The organism is Bdellovibrio sp. HCB-110 (genome assembly GCF_047323225.1).
GTDB lineage: Bacteria > Bdellovibrionota > Bdellovibrionia > Bdellovibrionales > Bdellovibrionaceae > Bdellovibrio.
Genome location: NZ_CP178750.1, coordinates 614,390 through 632,790, shown reverse-complemented (window position 1 = coordinate 632,790; position 18,401 = coordinate 614,390). Strand labels below are relative to the sequence as shown.

Genomic DNA, 18,401 nt, shown 5'->3' with positions numbered 1-18,401 from the left:
ATTTATGGAAGAATTCAAATTCACAGGAAACGAATGGTGGAGACAAGGCGTGCGCTTTGAGTGCACGGGTTCTGGCAAGTGTTGCACATCCCATGGCGAGTACGGCTTTGTTTATCTGAGCTTGGAAGATCGCCAACGTTTTGCAAAACATTTAAAAATCAGCACTTCCACTTTCACTCGTCGCTACTGCGAAAAGACCGGCGGCATCTGGCACTTGAAGGAAGATCCTAAAAATCCAGACTGCATGTTTTTAAAAGGCAAAGCTTGTGGCATTTACGAAGCTCGCCCGACACAATGTCGTACGTGGCCTTTTTGGCCTGAAGTGATGAATGCAAAGTCCTGGGCCAAAGACGTCAAAGCTTTCTGTCCGGGTGTGGGTCGGGGTCCTGTCATCCCTGCTGAAAAAATCGAAGCGCAACTTCGCGAACAGATTGAGAGCGAAAAGGGATGGGGTAAATAGACTCGTATTCCCATCTCACTTTGAGAATTTCGAATATTTAATTCATTCTCTACCCTGATTGGACGATAAGTTTGCACAGCAAAGGAGTTTGCATGTCGCAACTTACGTCAAAGCTTAAAAATGATCACAAGATTCTCGTCTCTGCTCTGGAAGAAATTAAAAATCTAGGAATTGCTCATCCCGATGCTCCTAAAAAACTGGTCGCTGCCAAAGCAGCTCTTCTCGCACATCTCAGACACGAAGACGTGGAACTCTATCCTGTTCTTAAAAAAGCGGCGGCAGCAGATTCGTCTATGCAAGGCACTTTGAATGTTCTAGCAAAAGACATGGAAACCCTCGCCCCTGCGGCTTTGGACTTCTTCGCTAAATATGAAAAAGGGGGAAACCCGATAGAGTTCGCACGCGATTTCGCGAAATTGCACTCGGCTCTTGCAAACCGCATTCGTCGTGAAGAGGAAACTCTTTACAGTATGTTTGATAAAGTGGTTGATAAAAAAGCCGCTTAAAATTTACGAAAATATTCACTTTAAGAAAACGCCGGATTATTTATATTCGGCGTTTTTCATTTCCTTTTGAGGCAGAATTCTTACAATCTGCTTAGATCCATGAAGAATCTCATTCTGAGGCTTAAGACCTCCCGGTCCTTTGTCGATGAGTAAGGCATGTTGAACGTATCTGCGAAATATTTTATTACTATTCTTCTTTCTGCTGTCTTGCTCACAAGCTGCAAAGAGCCCGAGCTTGATGTGGGTTCTTTAGGAAAGAAACTTCCCGCGCCCGCGCTGAAAGGCACAAGTCCTTTTAATCAAGATTTTGATTCGCAAAGCTACGCCCGAGTTCAAGGGTCTTGCGATGCGCGTGTCGGAAACATCTTTGTAAGTTTTGATAAGAGTGTGTGGCATCAACCTCCGGTAAATCCTGATATCTCGGGAACGTCCCTTCCTGTGGGAACAACCAATGATCGCGATTGCACGGACGGCTCCTTTGATATCTATCTGACAAAAAACGATCTGCAAAATATTTGGGGTATCCAAACAGGAAATAACGGCAGCCATGTCGACTATCTTTATATCAAAGGCGAGTCGATGATTGGTGACACAGAGACCTTAACATTGGTGGATAATAACTCTGGGACTTCGCCAGGCTCTAATAACTCTCCGGTCAAAATCATTTTAGAAAAAACATGGCCACGTGGGTTTGCTGGATCTGGTATCTGCGAATCTTTCCGCGTCGCCGTACTTAATTCCTCGGGATATAGAGTGACAACGCCAACGGCGATCACATTCAGCCTTGAAAAGCGCGCTGGCGGGACTGTTTCTGGGAGCGTTTATGCCTATACGAATTGGCAAGAATGCAATACCGGCCCAGCTTCCACGCAAAAATCTTTCACAATCCCTGCTGGCTCCGACGGCATGGATTTAATTTATAAATTTCCAGATGCGCCTCTTGATTCCGCTTTTGACTTCCGTATAACGAATCCGTCTTCACTTGTCGCCGATACGAATTATACGTCGGTGATCTTGCGCGACTCCTCTTCCAATTCGAATTATCGTTGGCTTGCGACAGAAGAACCTATTCATCAAATCTACAAGGGCGTTTGTTATCCACTGAAGATCCGCGCTTACCAATACAATCACGGGTACGCGAATGATACTTACAGTAACAGTTTTAATTTCACCTCAACAGAATCCCAAGTGAAGTTTTATGAAGACTCGTCCTGCGGAGCTGAATTATCAACTTACACACTTGCGCCTTACAGCTCTACAATCACGGCTTACGTAAAATACAACCCATCAGCCTCAGATACGACATCCTATAAAGAGTTTTCTGTGTCGATTGCTTCAGCAACGGCAGGTTCTTTAACGTATGACTCAAGTCCGATCCCTCTGCGCGCAGATCTTTCGACCAAATCTTCAGTCACCCATGTAGATATTTGGGGTCCTAGAATCTTGAGTCACGACACTTGTTATTCTTTCCGTGTCGTTTCAATGAATGCCAATGGAACTCAGTTGCCCGTGAGTGCAGCAACTAATATTCAGCTTGCGACTTTGGAAGCGAATGTCGGTACTTTCTATAGCGAACCATCGTGCACATCAGGAGTGATTTCGAATGTGTCTATCGCCGCCCAATCAAGTTCCATGGTGATTTACTTTAAACCAAATGCGGCGACCATCGGGACCTATCACTTTAGCCTGACATCGTCAGGTCTCATAGCTCCCTCTCGAGAACTCGTTGTGGAGTAGGTCTACTTAATTTTCTCGCGCAAATGTTTAAGAAGTTTCTCGCGATCTTCCTCGGGATGAACGATGAAGGTCTCCGTTTTTCCCTCTGTCGGCGCATAAGTCACCGCCTGAAATTCATCAATACACACATCAAGACAGCTTGAAGTCACCACACGAATCTTTGCAAGATCATCTGTTTCTTTAAAAGACTTTTTGAGAAAGGTTTTTAAATTCTCTCCGGCATTGCCCTCTTCATGCAATGACTTGGCACTGATGGACTTTGCACATTTTGTACAAACCAGCACAACACCTTTAGACCACGGATTTTCTTCTTTTTTCATAACTGTTTCCTCAAATCTCCCCACAAAACTTTGCCCAGATCACTACGGGGAATTTCTTTCACATAATGAATTTTACGAACTTTTTCAAATGGAAGCACCTTCTCTGAAAAAAGCTGTACCACTTTTTCAGTGTCCGCCTCTGACAGTTGACTGACAAGATGGATTTCGCTTCCTAGTCTGTCAGAGGGCATGTCCAGGACTGCCAATTGCGACGGCCAACTGGCATTCATCTGTAAGGCCACGTTTTCCATCACCGAACGCAAACGGGCAACATTGGTTCCTTCGCCGCCGATTTTAACGTAGTCCTTACTGCGCCCTTGAATATACAAAGCCCCGTCAATAAGTTCGCCCTGATCTTCGGTAGTAAACCAGCCATTCACTTTAGGGTCCCAAGACTTCCTACCTTCAGAAGTGTTTTGTGCATAACAAGTAAAAAGCGAAGATGCCTGAACCTGCAAAAAACCTTCGGCATTTTTTTGTACTTGAGCATGGGATAAAAGCCCGATGGGAGGATACTCAGATTGCGCCAGAGACAGCAAAGAGGCCGTGGCAATTTGCGAAGCTGTCTCTGTCATTCCGTAACTTGGCAAAACAGGCCATCCTAAAGCACGGGCTTTTTTATAAAGCTCTGCCTCGAAAACGCCTCCCCCGACAACAATCGCGCGCATCGATGACGGAGCTTTATAAGAGTGAGTCACAAGATCATAAACTTGTGTTGGCACAAGAGCCGACAAAGTGCATTTTTCTGAATTTAAAACTTCATAGAAATGATGGACATCCCAGCGCTGCTCTTTGAGAGCTGGCACAACACGGGCATTCACCAAAGACGCGCGCACCTCAATTCCCAGGCCTCCAACATGAAAGTGCGGAAGAACTTCAGTCCACACATCTTGCGAAGTGCTTTGCAGATGTGTGTTCACTGATTTTGCAGAATTCACTAGAGCTTGCTTAGAAAGTGCGACTAATTTTGTTCCCGCAACAGAGTCTGCTGTCGAACCCGAGGTCGCAATCCACACATGACCTTGTAGATGTCTTTCGTCTTGAACATGTGTCGCCAAAGACCATAACTTTTCATGGTCTTCTTTGGGCCAACGAGGATTCAGTAAAATTTCATTCTTGCTAGAGGCAAGATCTAGTTCATTTTTACCTGATACCACGGCAACGCCCCCAAGAGCTGGTCAAATCCAACGCCCGTTCCTTTTACTTTCAACAAGTAAGGGCCCTGTGTAGAAAGCTCTGCAGAAAAAGGATCCATTTGATAAAGACGATGAGTCAAAAGACCCGCATCCAAAATCATCTCGCCATATTTTTTCTTAAGTTCCATGGCAACTCCCGCGGCGTGCGCCACACCCACAGGATGATCCATGTAACTTGTCACGGAAGCTTTAAGATTCCATTTCTGGCAACGAGCTATCGCTTGATCCACGTCGGTCTTTGCCGGCTTGATGACGATCACATCAAAGGGCACGGCCGAGAGCTTGTCCCAAGGAACTTTGTCGTATTGATTGTCGACGGCAATCTTCACAAGTTTCTTGGCTTCATTCCACGCATGCACATCAAAGGGAAAAGGATCTTCTACGTACTCAATGAGCGGGCGCACTGTGAGAGGCAAACTCCCCATAAATCTTTCAAAGATCTGCCAGCTGCCAACAGAATTAAAATCCAAACGAATTTTAAGACCGGCCGCTGCAACGTGAGTAAGAATATCTGCTTCTTCTTTCAGATTTCTTCCCACTTTGATTTTGAGAGTTGTGAAACCTTCGTTTTTTAGCTCATCTAAAAATCCCGGCTTCAAAAGTTTGAAATCAGAAAGCAGATAATTACTTTTGATTTTTTCTCCGCCTTCAAAAACATTCTTTTTGTCGCGGCGAAGTTGTGCGTCTCTGCGAGCCAGCCAAATACTTTGTTCGATTTGCCCGGACATACGCCCGCGGCGTAAATCCGAGAGCTGGTCTTCCAAAGAAAGATCGCCCAGCTCAGGCCACGGATGAAGATCGGCATAACCCGTCAACCCGTCAGACCATTCAACTTTAAGAAGAACTCCTTCTCGCGGAGCCGCTGCGGAAACAGCGTTCAAAATTTGAACGGGCTTTAGAGTGTAAGGGCTATAGGAGATCTTGATCAAAATGCAAATCCAATCGCGAGAAGTATTCCAAAGAGCATGTGCAGCCCCGCTGCTTGCCCTAGGAATTTATTATAGGCGGGACTGGGCTCTGTGGCGAAAACATTTTTTGTGATTTTCACAGCCAAAGGCAATGCGAACAACGAAAAGATCGCTGGAATTTTATAACCTTCCAACCACCAATAGATATTGAGTACAAAAGGTAAAAAGCAGAGAGTCGCAATTTCCCAACGAGAGAACTGCACGCCAAAACGAACCGCCAAAGTTTTCTTATTCACCAAAGCATCACCGCTGCGGTCGCGAAGATTGTTGATCGCAATCAAAACCGTCGCATGAAATCCAATTTGCAATCCCAAGACGAAAGCCTCTTCCAACCACTTTCCTGTGTTTAAGAAAACCACTCCCATCACGGCAAGAAGTCCAAAGAACAAAATCACAAAGAGATCACCGAGCCCCAAATACGCCAAAGGAAACGGACCGGCCGTATAAGAGTAACCCATCAAGACCGAAGCAATACCAATCGCCACGATCATCCAACCACCCTTCATCACCAGCGGAACTCCGCATAGGACTGCGAGGAGGAAACACAAAGAACCCAAAGCCATCACTTGATTCGCCGACAAAATTCCCGCTTGTGTGATGCGCTGAGGACCGATGCGTTTTTCAGTATCCGCTCCCTTTTGAAAATCCACGGCATCGTTCACAAGGTTTGTGCCGATTTGGATTAGAAAAGATGCCATCAAAGCATAAAACAAAACCCATCCATCCCAAGAAAGACCGATGGCTTTCACCAAGGCCGTTCCTGCCACGCAAGGAATAAGAGCGGCTGTCAAAGTTTTCGGACGGAAAGCGAGAATAATACTTTTAATTTGAGTCGCAGAAGTCATTTTTGCATCGCATTGTTGAGGGTTATATTTATCCTCTTCTTGTATCAGATTCTTTTCGCGTGACCAAAAGAAATTCTAAGGGCAAAAGAAGTCCTAGGAGGACCTTTTATGAATCTTGTAACCCTTATCGCTTTTATTGCAGGAGCGCTCATTTCAGGTCTCGTTGTTTACTTCCGTCACAAAGCCCAATCCGCGTCAGAAAAGGCGTCCTTGCAGGCCGAAGTTCAAGCTTTGCAAATGAAAAACGACCTCCTCTCACAAAGCATGCAAGAACAAAAGACCTTGATGAACGAAGCGCGCAAACAGCAAGAGGAACTTGCCAATCGCATGAACGTGCAATTTGAAGTTGTTGCGCAAAAAATCTTTGAAGAAAAATCAGCGAAATTTACGGATCAAAATCATAAAAACATCGCCTCTGTTTTGGAGCCTCTCAAAGAGCGCATCAAAGATTTCGAAAAGAAGGTAGAAGAAACTTATTCCACAGAACGCTCTGAGCGCGGCGTGCTTCGCGGCGAGCTGACGAAACTGATGGAACTGAACAAAGTGATGTCAGCGGAAACTCAGAATTTAACGAAAGCCCTTAAAGGCGAAGTGAAGACCCAAGGCAACTGGGGTGAGTTGATTCTGGAAAATATCTTGGAACGTTCCGGCCTTCGTAAAGGTGACGAGTACATCATCCAAGGTACTGACATGGATTTGCGCGGTGAAGACGGCCAAATTCTTCGTCCTGACGTGATCGTGAACTTGCCAGACGAAAAACATTTAATCGTCGATTCTAAAATGACGTTGATCGCTTATGAACAGTACTCTTCTGCGGAAACTCCGGAGGAACAAGAGCGCGCAGGAAAACTGCATGTGGAGTCTTTAAAAAAACACATCGATGGACTTTCAGAGAAAAAATATCACGCGGCTGACAAGCTGATCTCTCCGGATTTTGTGATTCTGTTCATGCCTTTGGAACCTGCGTTCGCATTGGCGTTTAAATTGAAGCCAGAACTTTTCCAATACGCTTGGGAAAGAAACGTTGCCATCGTAAGTCCCACAACATTGCTTGCAACCCTTCGCACAGTGGCGGCTTTGTGGAAACAAGATCGTCAGGAAAAGAACGCCTTGGAAATCGCAAAACGCGGCGGCCTTCTTTATGAAAAATTCGCTGGCCTCTTAAGAGATCTCCAAAACCTGGGAGAAAAACTGGGTGCGGCTCAAAAAGCCCACGAAGAAGTGATCAAAAAGGTTTCTGAAGGACGTGGCAACCTGATCGACCAAGTGGAAGACTTGAAGCGCTTGGGAGCAAAGACCGAAAAATCCTTACCGCAACTTGAAAACGCCTAATCGTAGAAAAAAGGAAATGACTGACCAAACTTTTGTCAGTTCATTTCCTGCAAGAGTTCTCCTCGCTCGTTCTGGTGACCTTTCATAAGCTGCTTTGTTAAGATTTCCCTCTCGCAAGCCCCACCTATTGCGGATTTCAGAGGATCTGCTAAGTTCCGCTCCATTCGAAAAAACACGAATGAAAGGATGTTTTTATGAAAGCAATCATTATGAGTTTTGTATTCGGCGCGGTTGGTTTCACAACATTGACAGCTCACGCAGAGACAAACGTTGAGTTCACAGGTTCTTGCCTTGGTAAAATCGAAGCAGCAATTGACGACACAAAAGAGGATGAATCTGGAGACTGTATTAACGGCGCCTTTGTAGGCTCTGTCGATGAAGTTAAGGGCAATGTGTATTCTCTTTCTTATGGAAGAGGATCTTGCGAAGGTGCCATTGGTGGCACTGCGGATGTAACTTTGCAGGTTCTTAAAAAATCCGTTTCCAATGGAACAACTTTGATTTCTGAATGCAAAATTAAAAGGCTAGAAATTACTGACGAGTGGGCTGACTAAAATAAAAAAGGCTCGGTTTTCACCGAGCCTTTTGCAGTTTCATCTTAAATTTGAACTTTTAAAGTTCAGCGTCTTTCACAACATGCAACTTCGTCGCAACATCAATACCTGAAGATTGATTTTTAATCGCAACCGCTGGGTTTTGCACTACACGCTGTTGAAGTTTTGTGAAGATAGGTTCACGGATCGCCAAGTTGTTGTCTTGAAGCACGCATTGGCGAGCCATTCTACCCGCAACATTCACAACAACGGGAGCTTTCAAGTTCGCCGTCATCAATGTTGGGTCGTCAGGAATTGTGACAATAGAAAAATAACGGGCTTTATCTTGGCTAGTCAGTTTCAAGGCTTCCATATCACTTTTTGTGAGAGTGGCTTTGTACTGAGGAGCGAAAAGCTCTGGTTCAAGAACTGGGAAAGCGATTTGCGGCGCTTCACAGCTTTGCAACCACGCGAAGATCTCATCATTTGGATCATCGAGAAGAACGAACTTACGCAAATCCGCGAAGCCCAAAAGGCCTTCGGAGAAAGTCAGAACATCTTCTTGTTTCAGCTCAACTTGGCCGAAGCGCGATGTCGAAATGATCATTCATCCTCCCAAAAATTCAGGATTCACCCATAAATTAGACACACGAAGGCGCTTTGATGGTGAATACATCTATAAATCTGGACCTAAATCTAGGGAGACTCAATTAAAATTTAGCTGATATGACGAGCCGCTTCAGGGCTCTGGGCGCGAAAAAGGGGCCGATGGGACCCCTTTTAAGAAAATACAAACTATGGCTTTAAAAGCTTAGCAACGCTACGCGTTTTGTCTGCTGGAACACTCGCTGACTGCTGATTTTGTTCCTGGATCGCAACGTAAACTTCTTCACGGTGGATTTTGGTGTCTTTGGGCGCTTCGATACCTAAACGGACCTGTTTACCCTTGATTTGTACTACTCTAATTTTGATGTGGTCATCGATAGCGATGCTTTCACCCAACTTCCGTGTGAGAACCAGCATGACAACTCCTTTTGCTGCAGTCGTTATCGGCAGTTTTAAGCGGAACTGTAGGTATTATTTTTATCTGAGAAAGTCAAGAAGGCTTGGCTGAATAAGCTTTCCAGAGGTTTCAAGGGTCGCTTTTAGGGTGCTATCGGTCTTATTAATATCCGAAATCACCTGGAAAGCATCCGCGTCCTCAAGCTGGGAAGCTGCCACTTTATTATCCACCACGGCCTTTTGCAGAGAGTCCATGGTATTATTAACGGCCATAATTCTGGACCCAACCTCAGATCGAGCTAGTACGACCTGAGAAATAGCTTGATCCAAGGTGTCCAAGGTCTCTTGCACACCTTCTTTATCATTCGTGCGCAAAGAAACTTCGAGATTTCTGAGCGTACTAAAAAGATTGATACCTGCCCCACCCGTCACCGGATCTTGCTTATCTGTGCGGCTAGAACGACGCTCAGAAGCCGGGCCCCGAGTTTCAAGGTAGTTGCTTTCGATATCTTGATTCTGTTCTTGGCGTTGAATCTCTTCTTGCTGGAACTCTTTAAGCTGGTTCACATCTGTCGGAGCTTCATAACGAGGACGAACAATCCCGTCGCCACCCAAGCCTTTACCCAAGAACACTTTGTTGCCGGAAATATTCATCGCAACAAAAGAGTCTTTATGAGTTTGGATTTTCATGTCGCCATCATCACCGAAGTATTCTCCGGCCTGACTGAACGGCATTGTTTGAGTTTTATAACCGCCAAAGATGTAGCGCTCACCCAACTTACGATTTCCGATTTGCACAGCCTGATTGTATATCTGACCGATCTCGGAAGCCGTCACCATGCGCGATTCCGCATTTCCACTGGCATCATTGGACTGAGAGATAGCTAATTCTTTCGCACGCACCAGGATCTCGGAAAGCTCTCCAAGAGATTGATCGGAGAACTCCAAGAAGGAGCGAGCGTTATTGATATTTTTAATAAACTGCGTGTTGCCACGCTCTTCCGTGCGCGAAGCAAGAACACGGGCTGACGCCAAAGGGTCATCGGAAGGTTTATTGATACGCTTTTGAGTCGCAGCTTGGTTCTGCAAGTCAGCCATATCTGAACGATTCTTCGTCAGATTCTGATTCACTTGATTGAAAGCCATTTTATCCGCGATTCTCATTTTTTCCTTTTCCTATACTGCTTCAGCTTACGGCCTCAGGCCTTCAGCTCTGCCGGCTACAGCCGCTTAAGATTCAGTACTGTATCAAACATTTCATCCGCTGTTTTAATCAAGCGTGCCGATGCATCGTAAGTTTTTTGGAACTCGATCATCTTTGTCGTCTCTTCATCCAAAGACACACCGCTGATGCTCTCGCGAATGTTTGTGAGCTGACTCAAGACATTCTTTTGTGACTCTTGGGATTTCACCGCACGTTGCGCGATCGCACCGATCTGACCGACTTGCGTATTGTAGTAATCATCCAGAGTCGACGTGCCATCACCCATCACTTGACGGTATTGCAATGACGAGATCACGTTGGCAACCGTGTTATCACCTGTCGCTCCCGACTGGGCTCCGGCCGCGATTCTGCCAACATCGTTAAAGATTGTTTTATTTAATCCGATAACCGATGCAGCTCCCTTTACCGTTTCAGGCATATCAAAAAACAAAACGCCAGGACGTCCGCTTTTATCAAACCCCTCGATATGGGCTGTGTTCACTTCTTTAGCCAAAGTGTAGGCCATGTTATCCACATGAGTCAGAAGTTCCTCGATCACGTTATCGCGTACATCCAAAGCACCACCGATACGACCACCCGTGATTTGTTTTGTGATGTTTGCCGGAGATCCCGTGCCCACGAAGAAAACTTCCACGCGATCACGATCCCCTGTTTGTTGCGCCTTCAATTCCGAAGAGCCACTTCCTGAAACCAGAATACCTGTGCGACCGGCAGTCACAGTGACCATGCCGTCTTTGCCTTCCGCCCATGAGATATCAATTTTTTCGCCCAATTTTTTGAGCAAGAGATCACGACGGTCTCTTTCGTCATTGGCAGGAGTATTTTGAATTTCAACCATCTGAATTTTTTCATTCAGAGAAGCGATTTCCTTAGAAAGCTGGTTGATCTCTTCAACCGTTGTTTTTACTTGTCCGTCCAAGTCTTCTTGCACGGCCTTCAACTGTCCCACCACGCGACCAAAATCTTTACTCAGCGCCGAAGCAGACTCACGCACCATTGTTCTGGATGCCAAACTTTCCGGATTGTTTGAAAGCTCGCGGAAAGAGTTGAAGAAGTCTGTCATGTACTGATTCAGACCCTTGTTGTTTTGTTCGTTATAAATTTGTTCGACACGGCTCAAGGCATCCGTACGGGAATCTTGGAATCCCATGTTCATGCCTTCTTTTTGGATTTGTTTTTCAAGCCATGGATTGTTGACACGAGTAACGACCCCCGCACGCGCGCCCATCCCGATCTGAAGATTTCCTTCAGTGATCGGCTGATTCGTCATGAGTTCCACTCTCTGGCGAGAGAAGCCCTCAGTCGACTTGTTGGCGATGTTATGACCGACCGTTTGCAACGCCGTCTGAGAGTTCATCAGAGAGCGCTTACCCGTGTCCATCATAGCCGAGATTTTAGACATCCTATCCTCATCTCCGGTGGGTTACTGCTTCAGCCTTCAGGGCTCCGCCCTTTCGGCACTGCGGCCTCGCGGCCCTTACGCTTCCTTACTAACGAAGTTGCCTGACACTTGCGGGCCCTGTTTGTATTGGCCTTTGCCTCCGTAAGTTTTTTTACCGGAGAGAGTGTCTTTGATATCATCCAAAGCGCCGTTCAAAGTGTGCAGAGCGGACTTTGTGTATTCTTCATTTTCTTTGTTAATTTCAGTGATTCGCTTGATCAACATATCCAGGGCTGCATGTTGAGTGCGAAGACGATCGGCTGCTGGAGTGCCCGCAAGTTTTTGGGCCAATTCCAACAAACGCGGATTTTCAACATCCGCTCCAACCATAGTGGCAAGATCCATGGCATAACGAGAGCGCAAAGAATCTTGCGCACGAAGTTTGAAGAGCAACTCTTCTTTCAATTTGTTGCTTTCATCCAAAGCGTCGCGATCTGCTTTAAGAAGGATTTCTTTTTCTTTGCGTACGATATCGAGAAGAGAACGATAGATCTTTGTGAGCTCTTCGAGATTTGCTTCTAACTTGTGAAACGCTCTTTCTACTGTTGCGTCCATCTTCATCATCCTTGATGCCGCTTATTGCGGTTGAGATTTTTTATTTTAGTAACTCCAACTTGGTGCTACTTCAGCTTACGCGTCTGCCGACGCTACAGCTCTGTGCGCTCACGCGCGCACTACCGGCGTCCGCCGGATTAGAACTCTAAGTGTTCGTCGACCATTTTGTCGGCGATAGCTTTAGCGTCGACTTGGTATTTTCCTTCGTCGATCAATTTTCTGAATTTAGCGACTTTCGCTTCGTCAACGTCAGGAGCAGACATCGCAAGTTCTTTGATGCGTTTTGCTTCTTGAGCGCGAGGAGAAAGTTCAACACGTGAAGATTCACCGAGTGAAGAAGAAGACAAAACGTCTGCTTTGTTCGTCGCACCCGCGGCTTTATTTTTAATGCCTTCGGCTTTGTCGGAACGAGCAGAATCAGTAAGATTCAAATTTTGTCCGACTTTGTTGTGCGTGATCTTCATTGCGATCCTCCATGCTTTCGAGTGCTAAAACACACTCTTTTGTTCTTTTCATAGTACCACATTGAGACAGTTACACCAAATCATTCTGAGACAGTTTCTGGTCCAGGTTCTACTGTCCAGTAAAGTGATTTTGCCTCTGGACTCAAAAACCCAAGGGTGTCGCCAGCTTGCAGTTTTTGACCTGTCGAAACATTAGACACTCCACCCTTAAAAACCATCTGACTTTTAAGACCATTGTCGTGTTCTATTTCAACCATGGTTTGATTGTCGGCAAGAGACTTCTTTCCCAGGAGAACCCCATCCCATGGGGCTTTCACGGATTCACGAGCTCCTTCAACTGCGTCGGCGCGGTCGATCCGATAGGACACTGCTTGTTTTTTACCAGGATGTTGAAATGGTTGCGCGCGAAACTCACTTTTTGCGTCCATAGGAAGTGGACCTTGAGGCTTAGCAACTGGTGCCTTGATTCCCATCATCACACCAAACTTATCAAGTAGCTGCTTGTAGATCATATCAGAAAGCCCGATACCTCCACGCTCGCCCCACTTCTCAACATAGTGATCATCGAGTTGTTCTTTAAAAATTTTTTCAGCTTGATTAGATTGAACAAATCCACCTTCGTGAACTGTCGAACGCATCGCCTTCATCATCTCGCGAAGAAAATGCTTTTCGTACATGTCAGAAACATCCCGCAATTTTTGATCGGGAGTTTTCTGCTGTGGTTTGTTCATAAACTTAGAATCAAACGCTTTGAAATTTCCATTTCCCCCGGAAGCGCCATTCACATCACTCATGCAATGCTCCCGATACGAGGGGAAGCAAGTACCGCCGAAGGCCAGAACCCAAAGCGCATTGAAGCACCAACCCACTTTTGCATTCTTACCACGAACTTTGTCGCTTGAGGAAAGAGGGACTCTGCAGAGTGCCCGATCAAGTTCCGCAGCGCCAAGAAAGAAATGCAGTAGTAATCAGAAGAAAAAAAACGAGCATCCACCGATGCCAAGAAAATCCCGGTTGCGCGAGGACTGTTCGAAGAGCGGACTCTCTGCAGAGTCCCTCTTTCCTCAAGCGCAACAATGTCTGTCGAAAGAAGAGAAAAAAAGGGGAGTTGAGTCGGAGAATCATGCACATCCTGTGCTTGACTCTTAGAGTGTAGCTTCGGCTCATGTTCACCAATCCTTGGTGCTTGCTGACCTATTGCTCCTGTTTCCTGCGAGAAACTTTTGACTCTTGACCTTCCATGGTTCGCGATCTCTTCCTCACCCTCCCCGCGTACCTGGCACATCCATGTGTCAGATACTAATATTTCAATTCTATTAAATACTGTGTCATTTCGAAACACAAATTTCATAATACTTCGAGTTCCCCGTGCAAAGCTCCAGCTGACTTGATGGACTGAAGTATAGTTATCAGGTCCTTCGGCGAGACACCAAGTTTGTTTAGTGCCTGCACAAGCTCCCCAACACTCACACCTGTATCGAGAACAGCGACTTTTTCTTCGCTGCCTTTTTTGCCGTCGCCCACTTTCACAGCGATGGAACCGTGAGAGATAGCAACTTTGGAGATCTTCACTTTATCTCCGATAACAATCGTTCCTGTTTTTTCATTCACAACGACACGCGCTTTCATGTCGGGATTGATGTCGATAGACTCAATCGTCGCGAGTAATTCAACGCCGCGATTTTCATAGGCAAAAGGTGTAATGATATCAATCGTACCTGCATCTTTTGCAGAGGCATAGTGCCCGCCAAGCTCTTTGTTAATCGTAAGAACTGAGCGCGCCGCCGTCGTGAAATCAGGATTGATCAATGTCAAACGGTACATCTTGCGGGAAGAAAAATCCGCTGTCATATCTCGTTCGATGATCGCACCATTGGGAATTCTTCCTGAAGTTGTGTGAGAATCTTTTCCGTCGCCGCCAATCACAATACTCCCTTGAGCCACGGCATACACTTGTTCATTTGCAGCGCGAAGAGGTGCTTGCAACAAAGTACCGCCTTGTAGTGAGGACGCATCGCCAATGGCGCTCACTGTGATATCAATGGGATTTCCCGCTTTACCGAATGCCGGCATTGTTCCTGTGATAATCACCGCTGCCGCATTTTTACTCGCAAACTCTGGAGAATCCAATTTCATTCCCAATTTGTCGAACATGCGCACGACACTTTTGCTCATGAATTCATTTTTTCCGTCGCCCGTGCCCTTAAGGCCGACCACGATACCGTAACCGATCAATTGGTTTTCACGCACACCGCGAATGCTCGCGATATCTTTCAATCGAGCCGCGTTGGCGCCCTCATAATAACCAAGAATGAATAAAGCGATGATAGCGAGGATTTGAAAAATTCTATTCATTGCGTGTCTTTCTGATGCTCACAACATCATATTGAGGATCGAGAAGTTTATCCGAAGTGATGCCTTGATCATTAAAGTCCTCAGGACGAATAAGTCCCGTGACAATCACTTTGTATTCACGTTTTCCAATCATGAAAGGCTGCTGACCTTTCACGCGGTAATTTCCATCAGCCAATTTTTCGATAAGACGAGTCGGAATGTTTTGCACTTCGCCCAAACCGCCCTCTTCTTTTTCTTCTTTAGCAGGCTCCGGCTTTTTCGCCTCGGAAGCCGGCGCACGCGCGCCTTCAGCATTGGCGGCCAACGAGTTATTCAACTCTTGTTGTTGCTGCTGCTGTTGTTGCTCTTCAAGTTGTTTCAAAAGTTTTTTGATCACAGATACTTTTGTTTCAACTTGTTTTAATGCCGGGCCATCCAGTTTTACGTTAAGAAGATCGCCTTCTTTGCGCATTTTGTTTTGTGCGAAAAGATAAGCGCCTTGGCCTTCCATCACCCATGTTGAACCTGCCGTCGCACCCAGATCAGATTCCTCTTCCATTCGATTTTTCGTCATGCGTTTGTACTGACGATCTGTGGGTACACCCATATTTTGATTGTCAGAATAACGGGGAGCACTTTTGATATTCTCAAGAGCCGGTGTTTCTTCTTGTTTGCCATCCAAAGAAGCCCACAAGTCTTTCATGGTTGCACAGCCAGCCGTGGCAAACACCAACGCGGCTAAAGAAATAAACTGAACGACTAGAGATTTTAAGCTGTCATTTCTCATTGCAACTTCACCACACCTTTTTCAATCACGAGGCCCGAGAGAACTTTTTGAGTTTCTGTGTTTTTAACTTTAATCAGATCTCCGACAAAGCCATTGTCCTCAGCTTGCATATTGACGGAGATTTCAAAATCCTCGTCGCCAAGCAATGCCTTAACAATCTGTCCCCTCTTAGCTGCCGGTTCACGTTTGAGATCGGAAGTCCACACGGGGCTTCCAATGGGAAGAGAGCGGGCGGCCAACTGCCCTTGGATGTCTTCAATGCGAAGTGCTCCATCCTTGGAGTACGTCACATCCGTCATCACCATACGGACATCCTGGGATTGCACCCTCTCTCCTTGTAAGATCAATCGTGTCGTCACTGGGGTTAATTGGGACACACGAATTGTTCCTGAAATCCATTTTAATTGGCGCTGATCGCCATCGCGCAGTGGTAAAAGGAAACCACCTTTTGCTGAAAGCTGCGTAAAATCGAGCTCCCACTGTTTTTGCGCCGGGATCGGAGTGCTTTGAATGGACACTTTGTATTCGCACTCATTGCAACGCGCTTTTAAAGCATTATGAATTTTTCTTTCAATTTCTTCGCGGGAAATGGGAGTTGAAGCAAAGCTCACTTTTACTTGCGACGGAATTTTGAAAGAAGGATTTAATTTTTTTAGTCCTTCTTGAGTTTTCATCGCTGTGCGCACTTTGTTAAGAATCTCTTGCGATTCCAAGTGCTGAGATAACAACAACTCACGAGCATCTTCACGAATCACGATGCTGTCCATGAAAGAAAGCAGCTCTTCATTTCCACCTGAAACCGATGCGATATCACTCAAACGCAAAAGAGGGCGCTGAGAAATTTCAACACTTCCAGGAATGGAAACCTCAGGCCTTGCTTGGGCTTGAAGAGTTAAAAAGAAAAGAACTGCAAAAAATTTCTTCATCAATTATCTCAAGTTATTAATAGATTGAAGCATTTGATCCGAAGCTTGGATCACTTTCGAGTTCGTTTCATACGCACGTTGTGACGTGATCATATTGACCATCTCATCAACGATATTCACGTTACTGGCTTCAAGTTGACCTTGCGCCAAGTAACCTGTGCCATTCAAACCTGGGCGAGACGCAATGGCCTGACCGCTGGATGGAGTTTGCGAAAATAAGTTTTTACCCAGAGCCTTTAGACCCGCTGGATTGACGAAATTCGTAATATCAATTTGTCCGATGGTTTGTGGAGCGTCGTTCAACCCTTGGATCACGCGCACTTCGCCATTCGGGGCCACTTCCAAACCTGCAACATCCGGAGGAACGGTGATTTCAGGTTGCAAAATATTTCCGTTTTTATCAACCACGCGACCTTGAGGATCTTTTTTGAAAGCGCCATCACGAGTGTAAGCCACTTGTCCATCAGGAGTCAGAACTTGGAAAAAACCAGCTCCCTCGATTTGCAGATCCAATGGATTTTTTGTGACTTGGGAGCTGCCGCCAGCAAAGTCTTTTTGAATGGCAGCGGTACGAACTCCAAGGCCCGTTTGCACGCCTGTTGGAGAATAGGAATTCATTCCAGTTGCCGTGCCTGGCTCTTTTTGTGTTTGATACATGAGATCTTCAAACTCAGCGCGGGATCTTTTAAATCCGTTTGTAGAAACGTTGGCAATATTATTGGCAATCACATCCATGTTCGTCTGTTGTGCGGCCATGCCCGTCGCTGCTGTATTCAAACTTTTAATCATCGAGGAATCCTTCCTTCATTCACGCCATCCTGGCGCAATTGCTAGGGATCAATTTCTTAATTCGTTTTTCCCACCACATTAACCATTTTATCCGCCATCTGATCGTAAGCACTGATGGCTTTTTGCGTACTCTCAAAAACACGATTGGTGGAAATCATGTCTGTCATCTCTTGCACGATATTGACGTTCGACGTTTCTAAGAAGCCTTGCTTCAAACTTGGATTCGCGACGTTTGTCATATCGGGAGTGCTGTTCGACTTAAATGTATAAAGAGAGCCGCCGACTTTTTGTAGAGTGTCCGGATTATTGACATTCACCAATGACAATCGGCCAATGTTCTCTGTGCCTTCAAACACATCGCCATTGTCAGCAATAGTCATAGCTCCTGTTCCTTGCAAACGAATCACCCGTGAAGCGGGATCTGCACCCGGCTCCCCCGCGCGCAAAACAGGATGACCTTCTTTCGTCACCAATTGTCCAGAGCCATCCAATGTGAAATTTCCGGCCCGAGTGAGTCTCACGCCCCCTGGAGTCGCCACTTCAAAAAAGCCTTTGCCATCAATCGCCACATCCAATGCATTTCCCGTAGACTTCAATCCGCCTTGCGAGAAATCAGTGAATGTTCCTTTCGTGTCGACAAAACTTTTATCGCCACCTTGCATATTATAGAAACTTTCGATGGACGCGACATCGCGAGGAATCTGCGTTGTCGTTGGTGGTTTTTCATTGGCTGTTAAATATTCTTGGAAGAGTTGTTGGTCGCGTTTGAACGCAGGTGTATTCACGTTGGCCAAATTATTGGCGATGGTATCTAACTTTGTACTTTGAGCCATGGCTCCGCTAAGAGCTGTGTAGACGCCTTTTACCGACATGAATACTCCTCCACAATGTGTGTAGCAGCAAAGCATGTGCCATCTTTTGACAGGACAGATCTTCGTCTAGGAAAAAGGTTCCAACCTCGACCTTTGCCGTGGCAGAAAA

General features: G+C 45.9%; 21 protein-coding genes. 5 read left to right on the top strand and 16 right to left on the bottom strand.

Going from position 1 to position 18,401, the window contains the following annotated elements; all coding sequences use genetic code 11:
- The first annotated feature begins 4 nt into the window (after positions 1 to 4).
- The 3 genes from ACL934_RS03030 to ACL934_RS03020 all read left to right on the top strand — a co-directional run bounded on the left by ACL934_RS03030 (position 5) and on the right by ACL934_RS03020 (position 2,703).
- Entirely contained in the window at positions 5 to 460 is a 456-nt protein-coding gene (locus ACL934_RS03030) for a YkgJ family cysteine cluster protein (RefSeq protein ID WP_374077548.1), read from the top strand.
- Between the two features lie 92 nt (positions 461 to 552).
- The gene (locus ACL934_RS03025; protein WP_374077546.1) at positions 553 to 966 is read left to right on the top strand and encodes a hemerythrin domain-containing protein; all 414 of its coding nucleotides are present in this window, start codon (positions 553 to 555) and stop codon (positions 964 to 966) included.
- 156 nt (positions 967 to 1,122) lie between these two features.
- Complete coding sequence (locus ACL934_RS03020) at positions 1,123 to 2,703, top strand: hypothetical protein (RefSeq protein ID WP_374077544.1); 1,581 nt, start codon at positions 1,123 to 1,125, stop codon at positions 2,701 to 2,703.
- 2 nt (positions 2,704 to 2,705) lie between these two features.
- Here ACL934_RS03020 and ACL934_RS03015 read toward each other — a convergent pair whose 3' ends face one another.
- The 4 genes from ACL934_RS03015 to menA are packed head-to-tail and all read right to left on the bottom strand — an operon-like array spanning position 2,706 to position 6,032.
- Positions 2,706 to 3,023 carry a (2Fe-2S) ferredoxin domain-containing protein gene (locus ACL934_RS03015; protein ID WP_374077542.1) on the bottom strand — a complete coding sequence of 106 codons (318 nt, stop codon included), beginning with the start codon at positions 3,021 to 3,023 and terminating at the stop codon, positions 2,706 to 2,708.
- Entirely contained in the window at positions 3,020 to 4,180 is a 1,161-nt protein-coding gene (locus ACL934_RS03010; protein ID WP_413613042.1) for an AMP-binding protein, read from the bottom strand. Before ACL934_RS03010 ends, ACL934_RS03015 begins: the two co-directional genes overlap by 4 nt.
- Positions 4,156 to 5,148: an o-succinylbenzoate synthase MenC gene (menC, locus tag ACL934_RS03005; RefSeq protein ID WP_413613041.1), complete on the bottom strand. Its 993-nt coding sequence runs from the start codon at positions 5,146 to 5,148 to the stop codon at positions 4,156 to 4,158. The genes ACL934_RS03010 and menC overlap by 25 nt, the downstream gene beginning before the upstream one ends.
- Positions 5,145 to 6,032 carry a 1,4-dihydroxy-2-naphthoate octaprenyltransferase gene (gene menA, locus ACL934_RS03000; protein ID WP_374077536.1) on the bottom strand — a complete coding sequence of 296 codons (888 nt, stop codon included), beginning with the start codon at positions 6,030 to 6,032 and terminating at the stop codon, positions 5,145 to 5,147. Before menA ends, menC begins: the two co-directional genes overlap by 4 nt.
- A 108-nt stretch (positions 6,033 to 6,140) precedes the next feature.
- Here menA and ACL934_RS02995 point away from each other — a divergent pair, with 108 nt between their 5' ends.
- Together ACL934_RS02995 and ACL934_RS02990 are read left to right on the top strand one after the other, a co-directional pair.
- Complete coding sequence (locus ACL934_RS02995; protein ID WP_374077535.1) at positions 6,141 to 7,364, top strand: DNA recombination protein RmuC; 1,224 nt, start codon at positions 6,141 to 6,143, stop codon at positions 7,362 to 7,364.
- 194 nt (positions 7,365 to 7,558) lie between these two features.
- Positions 7,559 to 7,918, top strand: coding sequence for a hypothetical protein (locus tag ACL934_RS02990; protein WP_374077533.1), 360 nt, complete (start codon positions 7,559 to 7,561; stop codon positions 7,916 to 7,918).
- A gap of 58 nt (positions 7,919 to 7,976) precedes the next feature.
- On the opposite strand, the gene fliW is transcribed toward ACL934_RS02990, so the two are convergent.
- From fliW to flgF, 12 genes are all read right to left on the bottom strand, one after another.
- Positions 7,977 to 8,504, bottom strand: coding sequence for a flagellar assembly protein FliW (fliW, locus tag ACL934_RS02985; RefSeq protein WP_374077531.1), 528 nt, complete (start codon positions 8,502 to 8,504; stop codon positions 7,977 to 7,979).
- 188 nt (positions 8,505 to 8,692) lie between these two features.
- On the bottom strand, positions 8,693 to 8,920 hold the full coding sequence (csrA, locus tag ACL934_RS02980; RefSeq protein WP_041869353.1) for a carbon storage regulator CsrA: 228 nt from the start codon (positions 8,918 to 8,920) through the stop codon (positions 8,693 to 8,695).
- A gap of 60 nt (positions 8,921 to 8,980) precedes the next feature.
- Positions 8,981 to 10,063: a flagellar hook-associated protein FlgL gene (gene flgL / locus ACL934_RS02975; protein ID WP_413613040.1), complete on the bottom strand. Its 1,083-nt coding sequence runs from the start codon at positions 10,061 to 10,063 to the stop codon at positions 8,981 to 8,983.
- A 56-nt stretch (positions 10,064 to 10,119) separates the two neighbouring features.
- Positions 10,120 to 11,526 carry a flagellar hook-associated protein FlgK gene (gene flgK, locus ACL934_RS02970; protein ID WP_374077528.1) on the bottom strand — a complete coding sequence of 469 codons (1,407 nt, stop codon included), beginning with the start codon at positions 11,524 to 11,526 and terminating at the stop codon, positions 10,120 to 10,122.
- Between the two features lie 75 nt (positions 11,527 to 11,601).
- Positions 11,602 to 12,120, bottom strand: coding sequence for a flagellar protein FlgN (locus tag ACL934_RS02965; RefSeq protein WP_374077526.1), 519 nt, complete (start codon positions 12,118 to 12,120; stop codon positions 11,602 to 11,604).
- Positions 12,121 to 12,257: 137 nt separating this feature from the next.
- Entirely contained in the window at positions 12,258 to 12,584 is a 327-nt protein-coding gene (gene flgM, locus ACL934_RS02960; protein WP_374077524.1) for a flagellar biosynthesis anti-sigma factor FlgM, read from the bottom strand.
- Positions 12,585 to 12,664: 80 nt separating this feature from the next.
- Entirely contained in the window at positions 12,665 to 13,378 is a 714-nt protein-coding gene (locus ACL934_RS02955; RefSeq protein ID WP_413613039.1) for a rod-binding protein, read from the bottom strand.
- A gap of 553 nt (positions 13,379 to 13,931) precedes the next feature.
- A complete protein-coding gene (locus ACL934_RS02950) occupies positions 13,932 to 14,939 on the bottom strand; it encodes a flagellar basal body P-ring protein FlgI (protein ID WP_374077521.1) in 1,008 nt (335 codons plus the stop codon).
- Positions 14,932 to 15,705 carry a flagellar basal body L-ring protein FlgH gene (locus tag ACL934_RS02945; RefSeq protein WP_374077519.1) on the bottom strand — a complete coding sequence of 258 codons (774 nt, stop codon included), beginning with the start codon at positions 15,703 to 15,705 and terminating at the stop codon, positions 14,932 to 14,934. Before ACL934_RS02945 ends, ACL934_RS02950 begins: the two co-directional genes overlap by 8 nt.
- Entirely contained in the window at positions 15,702 to 16,631 is a 930-nt protein-coding gene (flgA, locus tag ACL934_RS02940; protein WP_413613038.1) for a flagellar basal body P-ring formation chaperone FlgA, read from the bottom strand. The genes ACL934_RS02945 and flgA overlap by 4 nt, the downstream gene beginning before the upstream one ends.
- 3 nt (positions 16,632 to 16,634) lie before the next feature.
- Positions 16,635 to 17,420 carry a flagellar basal-body rod protein FlgG gene (flgG, locus tag ACL934_RS02935; protein WP_374077515.1) on the bottom strand — a complete coding sequence of 262 codons (786 nt, stop codon included), beginning with the start codon at positions 17,418 to 17,420 and terminating at the stop codon, positions 16,635 to 16,637.
- Between the two features lie 56 nt (positions 17,421 to 17,476).
- A complete protein-coding gene (gene flgF, locus ACL934_RS02930; protein ID WP_374077513.1) occupies positions 17,477 to 18,292 on the bottom strand; it encodes a flagellar basal-body rod protein FlgF in 816 nt (271 codons plus the stop codon).
- Positions 18,293 to 18,401: the final 109 nt, after the last annotated feature.